Source organism: Dialister sp. (assembly GCF_047832375.1).
Lineage (GTDB): Bacteria > Bacillota > Negativicutes > Veillonellales > Dialisteraceae > Dialister.
In genome coordinates this window covers 2,764,957-2,776,959 of sequence record NZ_CP181256.1, presented here as the reverse complement: position 1 = coordinate 2,776,959, position 12,003 = coordinate 2,764,957, and the positions used below count along the sequence as shown (strand labels likewise).

Sequence of the window (12,003 nt, the reverse complement as noted above, 5' to 3'; positions counted from 1 at the left end):
GGGCTCATATGCGAGCATAATCTGCACATTAAGCGAGCACCTTAGAGCCCGGCCGTCGGTGGCGCCGTAGGCGACGGAGGTTAGCTATTGGAAGCGCCGCAGGCTGGACTTCAATTGTTTACATCAAATCTCATTTCTGCCTTTGTGCCGTCATAGTCAAATATCTGAGAGATCTCTCGACTCATCGCAGCTGTAGCGATTTTTAGCTGCACAGTCACTTGGCATGCTGCCTCCGCTCGAGATGACGTTATACGGTAAATGTCAGATGGCACAATAACGGAACCGCTGACTCTATCTGACGCCTCCGCTGCGAAGCGGCTATAAGCCTCAATCTCGGCCTCATTTGACGGAGGTTAGCTGATGGATGCGCCGCAGGCGGGATTTCTTGACCTACAGCCGCTTTGCCGCAAATGCAGCTGAATCAGATTGAGACCGAGGTCGAGATCGAGGTCTTTAGCGGCTTTGCCGCGGGTCTTGTGGCTGAAGATGCGTGCGAACAGGCGGGGCTTCTAGCTGCTGGCTTTTAGCTTTTAGGAAAAACCACCCGCCTGCGGCGCTTCTGTCAGTGCCCTTCAGCTAACCTCAGCCCGGTGGGCAGCCCCTGCCCGACTTCGTTGGGAAAGTGTCTCACTGATTTCTCGGTCGCCTGCGGCTCCCTACGAAATCAGTTCGCTTACTTCCCCAAGGAAGGGGCCTTTTTCTGTGTCAATTTCGAGGTTTGGGAATAGAGATATCAGGATACCAACAACGGCGAAGCCGTGGGAATTTAACGCTATCCTGTGAAAAGCTCGTCATAGTCATACACCAGAGAGATCTCTCGACTCATCGTAGCTGTAGCGATTCTTATAGATAAAGTCATATCGCATGTTCACACCCGAGGGGAAGCGTGTCACTGGATTCTCAGTCGCCTGCGGCTCCTTACGAATCCAGTTCCCTTGCCACCCGTGGGGAAGCGTGTCACTGGATTCTCAGTCGCCTGCGGCTCCTTACGAATCCAGTTCCCTTGCCACCGCTCGAGATGACGAAGTGGAGAAAATCAGCAATTGCCATTTTATAAAAGTGCGGCATGCCGCATTTTTATAAAATGGCAATTGCTGATTGGGGACACCGATAATTTCCAATACGATTTTATGAGCGACTTTTCAATTTGTTTTCACATTTCATGAGAGACTTTACACACTATCTTCACATTTCATGAATGAGATTGGAGGAGAAGAGTATTGAGATCCAGATCAGGGTGAGCCGCCTACGGCGAAAAAGGATAGCATTGAGGTCCAGACTTCTCCGCCAAATGCACCGCCTCAGTCGCCTGTAGCGCTTCCGTCAATTTCCATGCCAAAGCCCACTGCCAAGGCATCCTATTCTTTTTCTCTGAAATCGAAACGACTCCAGTTGTATTTGTTTCCCTGTGCTTTATGCCGGTCCACGTGGGCATCCCACATTTCTACAAAGGCCGTAATATCAGCTGTGGCGAGGCTTCTGACCAAGTCATGGGGTCCCCATTTACCGGTAATGATGAAGGGACCGGTTACTCGGATGGTATCTTTACCTGTGGTGTCAAAGAGCAGGGGGTATATGTTGTTATTCATCTCAAGGCTTTCCGGCGCTATCCAGAGAAGGACCTGGCGGGCAGCTGTCTTGCCGGGGCGGCGGAGGCGGATGGCAAGGCACCGGGGCTCGGGGGTATCCAGGATATGGCTGATATCTTCCTTCACGTGCAGGCGCAGCAGGTGGAAGACGCTGATATCCATTTCTTCGGCAGGATCCCCATATCCCGCCGGAGCAGCACCAAGGGCGAGGGCCATCTCACTGTCGTCCACAGCAAAGTCGATGGCATTTTTCAGATAGCGCCGGGCCTGGGAAATATCGGCAATCGCTTTATTGACTTTCCTGAGAAGTGCCGCTTCTTCCGGGGCATTCCGGACTCCGGCTGCCAGCTTGCGGCTGATCAGCCTGATATTGGCAGATGCGGTTCTTGTATAGCTTTCGTATTTATCGTATTCATCCATACAGATATAGGGTTCATATTCTGCACTGAGGTGGCGGATGGTGTCTTCTATCTGCTGTGTATGGATGATCAGGAAGCGCAGGTAGTCGATGGCTTCTGTGAGTTGGGGTGACAGATTTTTTGTATTCTCTGTCATGATTTGTTCCTTTCTATAGTATCCATCCGGGCTCTCCACATTTCCTCGAAAACCGTGATATCCGGCACGGTGAGTGTCCTGATGAGGGTTTCTGTTTCCATTTCCCCGGTGAAGAGGAATTTCCCATAGACGTGGATAATATCGCCGCTGGCAGTTTCTACAGTAAAGGGGACCATGTTTTCCTTGGGGCGGAGGGACGGGTTACTGGTCCAGAGAAGGACGGAGCGCCCCATGCGGCGGTGGGGACTGCGGAGGCGGATATGGAACAGGATAGGCGCCTCTGTCTCCAGTATGTCGCTGATAGTGTCAACCATTCTATATCTCGGTATATGGTAGGCGGTGAGCAGCTTTTCTTTTTCCTGCTCTCCTTCCGGATAGCATCTCACCTCGAGCATGAGACCGAATTCGCTGTCTTTCCTGTCAAAGTCAATGGCATTTTCTATATGTCTCTGGGCTTCATAGATCAGGGATATAATTTTATTGACCTGCTCCATTAAGAGTGGCAGGCCCTTTCCCTTTTGTGCTGCATTGTCTGCGGTCCGTGAAATGGTCATGGACAGGCGGCTGATTCTATCCATGATTTCTTTCCCCAGTTTTAACTCTTCCCGGCAGATGAAGATATCGTGCTTCTTTTCCTGTTTCCTGACGGTATCGCACAGGCTATTGAGTTTATCCATAAGGAAATTCATATATCCGAGCCTTTCAAAGGCTTCTTCCAGGGTAACTGTCGTTTTCATGGTACTTCTCCCTCCTCTTTCCTTCCGCTATTGTACAGGATAAAGACAGAGAGGACAATAAGAATTGAAGTCACGGTGATTTGCCTGGGGACGCTTATGTGGCTAAGATTGCGTGCGAACGGGCGGAGCCTTGAGCTGGTCAGCCGCTTTGCGGCAAATGCACCCCCTCAGTCGCCTGCGGCGACAGCTCCCCCGGAGGGGGAGCCAAGTCAATTGACTGCGGCGCTTCTGTCAGTTTTCATCAGCTAACCCCAGCCCGGTGGGCAGCCCCTGCCAGACTTCGCTGGGAAAGTGTCTCACTGATCTCTCGGTCGCCTGCGGCTCCCTGCGAAATCAGTTCGCTTACTTCCCCGAGGAAGGGGCCTCGTGCTGTGTCAATTTTTGGGTTTGGGGATAGAGTCATCAGGGTTCCAATAGCAGCGCAGCTGCTGATAATTAGGGGCTGTGAAATAATTGAATTAAAACAGTCGCCAAAAAAGGTGTCTGACTCAAGCGAGCCGGACACCTTTTTCAGTGGTATTATAGTGTTATGATGAAATGCAAAAATACCAGTTATCATTGTACCCCACGGCAGGGCTTTTTGCCACTGTCTATTGCATCTTATCTGCCAATTGATGACCCTGTTTTTGAATTTGACCATTTAATGGAGGCTATAGGATTAAGAAAATATCTTCCGGTACAGTCCCACTGCTCTGCAGGCCGCATCGGATACAATCCGGTCATTTTACTTAAACTCGTGCTTTTCGGATTTATGCTGGGGTATTGTTCTTTACGCAGCCTGGAGAAGGCCTGCCGTACAGATCTGCGATTTATTTACCTCTCAGACGGTCAGGCTCCCAGTTACCGCACTTTTGCAAACTTTATCAACAAAGTTCTAGCCAATTGTATTGAGGACATTTTCAATGCGGTTAATGCAGAAATCTTCAAGGAAGACCACGTCGATCTCAACCATCTTTATATCGATGGCACCAAAATGGAGGCCAACGCCAATAAATACAGCTGGGTGTGGAAAAAAACAACTATAAAATCCCGGTATCACCTGTATGAGAAGATTACGTCACTGCTGAATGAAATTAACTGCGAGCTGGCAACAGAAGGAGCAACAATAGAAACGAGCACCGAATACGTTCCGGATTATCTGGAGGAAAAGCTGGAAGCTCTTGAACGCTTCTGGAATCTGGATGAAAAGGAATTTGTCCATGGTCCGGGACATCGCAAGACTCCACACCAGCGTATGTGTGAAAAGCTAAAGCAATATACGGATAAACTCAGGGAATATGGAGAAAAGATAAGGATCTGCGGCCCTAATCGAAACAGCTACTCGAAAACTGATCCTTCAGCTACATTTATGCGGGTAAAGAAGGATTATGTAGGTAATGACCAGCTTCTTCCTGCATACAACGTGCAGTTTGGCATCGCCGACGAATATATTGCCGTTTTGGATGTCAGCCAGTGCCGGTCAGATATGGACTGCTTCATTCCCCTGATAGAAAAGTTCCATAAGACCTATCATTTTTATCCGAAATACCCGGTAGCAGATGCGGGATATGGCTCATTTAACAACTATATCTACTGCGAACAGCATGGCATGAAAAAATTCATGAAATTCCCCATGTTTAAGAAACAGACAAGCGATGCCAAGTACAGGGATAACCCATTCCGGGCGGAGAATTTTACAATTGATGCCAACGGAATCATGCGCTGCCCCTTCGGCAGGGCATTCAGGCTCCAATACAGAAAGTCGATTCCAGGTAACCACTACGGGCGCCAGGAAGAGATTTACCAGTGTGAAGACTGTAGCGGATGCCCCTATGCCGAGAAATGTAAAAGGACACCAAGAAACCGGACAGTTCAGATTAATCAGGAACTGACTTCCATGCATAAAGAAGTCATCGCCAACCTGGAAAGTATTCAGGGAGCCCTGCTCAGAATGAACCGTTCCATCCAGTCGGAAGGTACTTTTGGAATCATAAAAAACGACCACGGATACAAGAGAATCGTCAGAAGAGGTACGAATCCTGTAAAAGTAGAGATTTACCTCATGGCGATAGGCCAAAATCTGAATAAACATTACCATAAACGCATGAGAATGCGAAGAGCAGCATAAAATAAAATAATTGGGATGACTGGGGAAAGGGGGAAGTATACTCAATTTCAGCAAAATAAATGGATATTTAACTGGAATACAAAAAAGGAGGCTGTGAATAAAAATGATTTCTCATTTTTTCACAGCCCCGCCCGCAGGGCGGAGGGGGCTCTCGCTAAAGTCGCTCTGACCGTTCTTTCCCAATCCCATCGGCACCCCTCCACCGCTAACGCGGTCCCCCGATCGCCTGCGCGATGAAAGTGTCTCACTGGATTTTCGCTCGCCTTCGGCTCCCTACAGCACGGCTATCAGCGACTCACAATGTTTTGCGCGTCGCTGGCGCTCCTTCAAAACATGTTCGCTGCTGTAACTCCAGTTCGCTTACTTTTCCCCTCTAAAGAGGGGAGGTTGGGTCGCTTTGGCGGCGGAGCCGCAGATTTCAACCTGCGGCACCCGGAACACCGTTCGCTTACCACCGATTGAGTGAGGAATAGAGTCAATAAAAACGCCATTTTACAAAAGTGCGGCATGCCCCGCTTCTGTAAAATGGCGTTTTGGGATTGGATTATTTCCGTTTGTCATTGGAGCTCATGTCTAAGCCGCTTTGCAGCGGATTGATATGCTGGCGGATAGAGTCACTCCCGTGGGGCTTCCAGGGAAGCACTGATTAAGTCGTTGTCGGATTTCATTCTTGGATTTTTATGCAATGCAAGGAATAACTCGACGCGAATAGCGAGCTATTTAAGGAGAGTTATGACGAAGCAGTGCATAAAAATCCTTATGAAATCTGACTCTGCGAATTAATCAGCGCTTCCCTAGCTGCTGGCTTTTAGCTTTTAGGAAAGCTCTATAGACTACGGCACGAACGACCGGCGTATACATCCGGTGGGAGGCGCCGCAGGCGGACCAGTTTTCCTGACAGCTAGTGTCTTGTCTCAATCACATTTGTGCTAATGATTGCTTAATTATATGATAACTTAGTGATAGATTTGCAAGTGGAAACTCCCCCAATAACGTCATTTCGAGCGGTGGCAACATGCTAGATGACAATGCAGTTTAGAATCGCTACAGCTACGATGAGTCGAGAAATCTTTCTTGCTTTCGGGAATACAGGGATTCTCAACCGTTGTCGGCGTTGTAAGACCGTCAAAGGCAATTTCCTGAGAGATCTCTCGACTCTCTCTCACATTCGATTTTTATATTTTGCGTCATTACGGTGCTTACCACCGCTCGAGATGACGAGTTAGGGATGGAGTCAAGTGTATTTAAGGACGGGAAGAAACTGTAATAATGCACTCAAGTCAGCGTTAATCATTATCCCAAATGTGATTGAGACGCATCACTAGCCGCTAGAAGCTGAAAGCTCTGTGCCAGTGACTCTATCCATCAGCATGCCAACCTGCGGCGGAGCCGCGGGAACTCAAATCTCAACTCTCAACTCTCAACTCTTTATTTATAGTACTCCTTATACCATTCCGCGAATTTCCGGAGTCCTTCCCGGAGCGTAGTGGCGGGGCGGTAGCCGTAGTCTTTTTCCAGGGCCTTTGTGTCGGCGTAGGTGACGGGGACGTCGCCGGGCTGCATGGGCACCAGTTTCTTGTGGGCTTCGAAGTCGTAGTCCTTCGGGAGCACGCCGGCGCGAAGGAGTTCCTGCTGCAGGATGTCTACGAAATCGAGAAGGTTTTCCGGATGGCCGCCGCCGATGTTGTATACCGCATAGGGCGGGATGGGGAGGCCGTCTTCGCCATTCTTCCGTTCCGGTGCTCCCTGCATGACCCGGACCACCCCTTCTACGATGTCGTCTACGTAGGTGAAGTCCCGTTCGCAGTGGCCGTAGTTGAAAATCCGGATGGTCTTACCTTCCCGGAGTTTATTGGTGAAGCCGAAGTAGGCCATGTCCGGCCGGCCGGCGGGGCCGTAGACCGTGAAGAAGCGGAGTCCCGTGGAGGGGATGTTGTACAGTTTCGCATAGCAGTGGGCCAGGAGCTCGTCGGATTTCTTGGTGGCTGCGTAGAGGGATACCGGATGGTCCACTTTATCGTCGGTGCTGAAGGGGACCTTCGTATTTCCGCCGTACACGGAGGAGGAGGAAGCGTAGACCAGGTGCTCTACGCCTTTGGCGCCATTGTCATAGGAATGACGGCAGGCTTCGAGGATGTTGTAGAAGCCGATGAGGTTGGACTCGATGTACACGTCGGGGTTCGTAATGGAATACCGCACGCCGGCCTGGGCGGCGAGATTCACCACGATGTCCGGATGCCAGGTGGTGAAGATATCCGTAATGGTATCCCTGTCTGCGATGTTTCCTTTGATGAAATGGTACTCCGCTTCCCCATGGGCTTTGCTTTCTTTTTCCAGCTCCTGCAGACGGTATTCCTTCAGGGATACGTCGTAGTAGTCGTTCATATTGTCGATGCCGATGATGCGGGCGCCCTGTACGGCCAGGAGCCGCTTCACCAGGTTCGCCCCGATAAATCCGGCAGAGCCGGTGATGAAGATGGTTTTATTTTCTAAAGAAATTGGTGTTTTCATGGTGCCTCCTGATGGAAAAGAAAGAATTGAGAATTGAGTTTTGAGAATTGAGGTCCAGCGGCTTCGCCGCAACTATCAGATCTCATTTTTTCTTATTTACCCTCTGTTCAATTCTAACGATAAGTGTTCCTAACATTCTAAGAATTTCATTATACAACTTTATGGCCTCTACAATATCATCGGAATCCAAGTATCCCAGGTCTACGCAAAGAATCAGTTGTGTTTCCACTTCTGCTGCTGACCCCTTTGCAATCCTGAGAAAATGAATAAACTCTTTGTCTGATCCACGATTAAATCCTTCGGCAATATTCGAGGGGATAGAGACAACAGCTCAACGGACCTGGTTCGTCAGGCCAAATAATTCTTCTTTAGGTAATTTACGGGTCAGTATATAGACTGTACGAACTAAAAGTCTTGATTTCTGCCAGATAATTAAATCTTTGTAATCAGTCATGATAATCGCCTCCAAGGTAAATATTGGAATTTATAATTTCGAAGGTGTAAAAATACATGATTGATCATTCAGAGAACTGATATGAAACTTCAAAAAGAAATCTGCGGTGCAGCCGCGAGGTCTCAATGAATTATTCTGAACCCCGTCACAGTCATTTATCTGAGAGATTTCTCGGCTCATCGCAGCTGTAGCGATTCTTAACTTTATAGTCATTCAGCATTCTGCCTCCGCTCGAAATGACGGGATGGCGCAGTTATCTAAAAGCTGCTATCTGATCGTCTGACGTCTCTCTTGCGGCGCAGCCGCGGGACCTCAATTCTCTTCACTCAATTCTCAATTCTTCTAACTCTTATGAAATGACCTTTGTCAAGACCCCAAGCATGCCAAATATTCTTGCCAATAAGACTAGTTGCAAGATGTAATGGAATTAAATCGGTTTGGGAAAATTTGAACTTTACATGGAGCGGCTCATGTGATAGCCTGCTTCCTCTATGGCCATATTTTTTCGGCCCCTTGGCTTGGAAATCACATGAGCAGGGGCTCCATGTCAAGTTCAAATTGGTATGCGGGTTCCAGGCAATAGCTGCCTGGACAACATGGAGGAAGAGCTTTGCAGATTATTCCGGGGCTTGATCAGTCTCTTATACGTGGATTAACAGGTCAATGATTTCGCCGCGGGTTCCTTCAATCTTTTATTTGGAATCATGCCTATGCATGTCCTGCAAAGCTAGCACTAGGATAACCCAGCCTCTCTTAACTCAAAGCTCTCCCTTAATATTGTCCAAACCGCTATTCACCTTTTAATCATCTCCCTTCGGCTGTATTTTTATGCTTGCTGCCTAACTCAGAGAACTATGCGTGCGATGTCAAGCTTTCTTACGAATAACGTCAGCAGTGTGTCCAGTCATCATTCCCCAAATAAAGCCACTGAATTCCCGGGCAACGGCAGTAGCAGCAACATTACTGTTTTTCCCTTTCATAATCTTGTCTCTGAACCTTACGCGAAGTCTTCTGTTTGCTTTGTCCGCATAATGAATATCTGATGCACAGCATCCTTCCTGCCGTTTTCTCAAAGCCCTGCTCTTGTATCCGGGCCGCCCCCGTGAAAAGCCGGACCAGACTGCTTCAATCAGCTTCTTCCTCAAAACAATATTTCCGGCTTTTGAAATGCTGCCATAGTTGCCATCTTCATTACTGGAGTGTTCAGTTGGGGTAAGTCCCAAAAAGGACGCAAAATGGCCTGCTGTAGGAAAGCGCTTGAAATCGCCAATAGTTACAATTAAACGAAGTGCAAAGCCATATTCTATTCCAAGGAAACAGCGCAGTTTATTGACATTAGCTGCATACTTTTTCTGCATTGCAAATGACTTAATCCTGACATCCAGATCTTCCAGCTTCTGCTGGAGGGTAAGCAGAGTTGTCATATACTCACTCAATGTTTCTTTATTCAATTCGCTCAGCGGGAGACTCATAATCCAATTCATATGTTTTTGGGTCCAGGTAGCTCCCTGGTTATAATGGAATCCCATCTGGTGCACAAAAGCAGTTATCCGCTGTTTAGTGACTTTTCAGCCCTATACCTTATCCCCCAAATACTTGACATAATACCCAATCATCTCCCCGTACTTCCCTCTCATCCGGGCGGTGCGGGCGGCCTGGTGGAGGTTTTTGTGGCCCTTTGGCGGTACGAGGGGCACGTCTTTCCAGGGGGATGCTTTCTGGATGGCGGCGTATTCTTTCACCACCGGCCAGTCCTGGACCCAGCTGTGCCAGGGTTTCGCGTGGCCGGCGAAGTGGATGATGACCTGCTTTTTATAGTCCTCGTTCACCGGCTGTTTCTTGAAGAGGGACTGCCGGTCCAGGTTGTAGAGGTAGTTGTACTTCTTTTCCAGGTACAGGCATTTCCCATCCAGCATTTCGTTGTGGATATCCTGGTCGTGGTGGGAGAGGCGATTTCCTACGCGCTTCACGTTTTCCTCCGCCCGGTGGACGATCTCGTCGAACCGATTCTCCTCCATCCACTGCTTCACGTTGATGAGCATCATGCCGGCATTGAAGTAGCGCTTCGTGTGGACCCGCTTCATCTGGAGCTCCTCTTTCCGGTCCGACACCACGGCCACGTCATTTCCCTGGAAGTCCAGGTCCCGCAGGACCTTCAGGGAGCCCCGGCACATCATGTCCCCGTCCAGGTAGAGCACCCGGTCCGCCACGGGGGCGATGGCCGGCGCCACAAGGAACCGGTAGAAGAAAGCCGCCACCCCGTCGGTAAGGAGAAGGGTTTTGAAGGCGCTGTCGTCGATGATGTGCACTTCCAGGGGGCTCTCCATGATGTCCGCCGCCTCTTCCAGCCGCTTTCTTTCCACATCCTCCAGATGGTTCACAAAGAAATGGTAGCAGATGGGCATGTCCTCATTGTGGGCATGGACGGTGAGGGCTACCACTCCCATGTGGGGAATGTAATCGGCGGTGCCGGTGAGGGCGATGTGGAAATCCCCTTTCTCCGGCTTCCGCCCGAAATGGATGGTCTCTGTAATGGCATGGGATAATACGTTGGACATAGAATTCTCCTTACTTCGAAACTATAGCATTATCTTATTTTACCATACCCGGGAACTCCCGATTTGGTATAATGGGAAGAAATGAGACGCCATCGTCGAAACGCAGGAGAACCATCATGGATCTGAGAAATAAAAACATTGTTATCATCTATATGCTCTACTTTGGAGATATGGTCTCCATTACCCCCTTTCTGGAAGTCCTCCGGAGGGCAGCGGTGGGTTCAAAAATCCGCCTGGTCATCGATGCCCGGTTCCGGGAGTCCGTAGCTTATAACCCCAACATCGATGAAATCATCCCGGTGGACCGGAAGGCATTGGGCCTTTCAGGAACCTGGAAGCGGGGGAAGGAAATCGGAAAGGAGCGGCCCGATGTGCTCCTCGTCCTCCACGGCACCACCAGGACCACCCTCATGGGCGCCGCCATGCACCCGAAGGTGTGGACCGGGGAAGCGGGGACGGGGTTTGACCGTTTCCTCATGACAAAGGAAATCATGGTGGAGTACAAGGACTGCCATGCCGTGGATAAGTATATCCGGGTTCTCGGGGAACTGGGCGTACAGGACCTCCACCATGAAGGCATGAAAATTTATACCTCCCCGGAATGGGACAAAGGGGCCGCCGATTTCTTCAAAGCCCGGGGAATCGGTGAAAAGGAAAAGCTGGCCGGCTTTTCCGTAGGAAGCTCCACGGCCGAAAAAAACTGGCCAGCCGAAAATTTCGGCCAGGTGGCTGATTTCTTTGCAGAAAAAGGATACCGTCCCGTCTTCTTCGGCGTGAAGGGCGAACTGCCTCTCATCGAAAAGGCCCTGTCCTCCATGAAGCACAGGGAAGAAGCCATCACCGCTGCGGGACAATTATCCATGGGCCAGTTCATGGCCGCCGTTTCCCGCTGCTCCATCGGATTCACCAACGACAGCGGCCCCATGTACGTCTTCGACAGCCGCTCGGTGCCCACCATCGCCCTCTTTGGTCCTTCCAACGTGAAGCTTCACCATCCCCTGGGCAAAAAATCCTGCGGCATCGCCTCTACGGACATGCCCATGGCCCAGGACCACGTGGCCCATACGATTCGGGATAAGAAGTACATCCCCATAGACCATATCCCGGTGAAAGAAGTCATTGCCGCCGGAGAATGGGCGCTGGGAATGAAGGACAGCAAGCAGTATGGGAAACATTATGTAATAGTAAGTTAGTTAGGAGTGAGGAGTGAGAAGTCAGGAGTGGTAGTGGCGGCGCATAAATTGGGGAGCGCCGCAGATTATATATTTTTATTCGCGGCTTCGCCGCTGCTCCCCCTCTTCACTCCTGAAAAGCCCTGTATTCCCGTACACAAGAAAGATTTCTCCACTCATCGCACCCTGTAGCGATTCTTAGGTTCTTCATCACTATTCTGCTTACCACCGGTCGAAATGACGTTATTCGGTTTGCATTACCATCAGGAATTGGTGCATTCATATAAAAATCGCGGCGCTATATGAATTGTGCGCCGCTC

Annotated in this window: 7 protein-coding genes and 1 pseudogene; 2 read left to right on the top strand and 6 right to left on the bottom strand. The window is 49.7% G+C overall.

The window, feature by feature from the left end:
• Window positions 1-1,358: 1,358 nt before the first annotated feature.
• The gene (locus tag ACFWUL_RS10955) at window positions 1,359-2,144 is read right to left on the bottom strand and encodes a hypothetical protein (RefSeq protein WP_416177316.1); all 786 of its coding nucleotides are present in this window, start codon (window positions 2,142-2,144) and stop codon (window positions 1,359-1,361) included.
• Complete coding sequence (locus ACFWUL_RS10950; RefSeq protein WP_416177315.1) at window positions 2,141-2,881, bottom strand: hypothetical protein; 741 nt, start codon at window positions 2,879-2,881, stop codon at window positions 2,141-2,143. The genes ACFWUL_RS10955 and ACFWUL_RS10950 overlap by 4 nt, the downstream gene beginning before the upstream one ends.
• Window positions 2,882-3,410: 529 nt before the next feature.
• Between ACFWUL_RS10950 and ACFWUL_RS10945 the strand changes: the two genes are divergently transcribed.
• Complete coding sequence (locus ACFWUL_RS10945) at window positions 3,411-4,988, top strand: IS1182 family transposase (RefSeq protein WP_297020808.1); 1,578 nt, start codon at window positions 3,411-3,413, stop codon at window positions 4,986-4,988.
• A gap of 1,428 nt (window positions 4,989-6,416) precedes the next feature.
• Here the strand turns inward: ACFWUL_RS10945 and ACFWUL_RS10940 are convergent.
• The 4 genes and pseudogenes from ACFWUL_RS10940 to ACFWUL_RS10925 all read right to left on the bottom strand — a co-directional run bounded on the left by ACFWUL_RS10940 (window position 6,417) and on the right by ACFWUL_RS10925 (window position 10,511).
• Window positions 6,417-7,499 carry an NAD-dependent epimerase/dehydratase family protein gene (locus tag ACFWUL_RS10940; RefSeq protein ID WP_416177314.1) on the bottom strand — a complete coding sequence of 361 codons (1,083 nt, stop codon included), beginning with the start codon at window positions 7,497-7,499 and terminating at the stop codon, window positions 6,417-6,419.
• Window positions 7,500-7,581: 82 nt separating this feature from the next.
• Window positions 7,582-7,953, bottom strand: a pseudogene (locus ACFWUL_RS10935) (four helix bundle protein).
• A gap of 866 nt (window positions 7,954-8,819) precedes the next feature.
• On the bottom strand, window positions 8,820-9,377 hold the full coding sequence (locus tag ACFWUL_RS10930) for a transposase (protein WP_416177313.1): 558 nt from the start codon (window positions 9,375-9,377) through the stop codon (window positions 8,820-8,822).
• Window positions 9,378-9,527: 150 nt separating this feature from the next.
• A complete protein-coding gene (locus ACFWUL_RS10925; protein ID WP_416177312.1) occupies window positions 9,528-10,511 on the bottom strand; it encodes a glycosyltransferase family 8 protein in 984 nt (327 codons plus the stop codon).
• A gap of 116 nt (window positions 10,512-10,627) precedes the next feature.
• On the opposite strand from ACFWUL_RS10925, the gene ACFWUL_RS10920 reads away from it, so the two are divergent.
• Window positions 10,628-11,704 carry a glycosyltransferase family 9 protein gene (locus ACFWUL_RS10920; RefSeq protein ID WP_416177311.1) on the top strand — a complete coding sequence of 359 codons (1,077 nt, stop codon included), beginning with the start codon at window positions 10,628-10,630 and terminating at the stop codon, window positions 11,702-11,704.
• The last annotated feature ends 299 nt before the right edge of the window (window positions 11,705-12,003 follow it).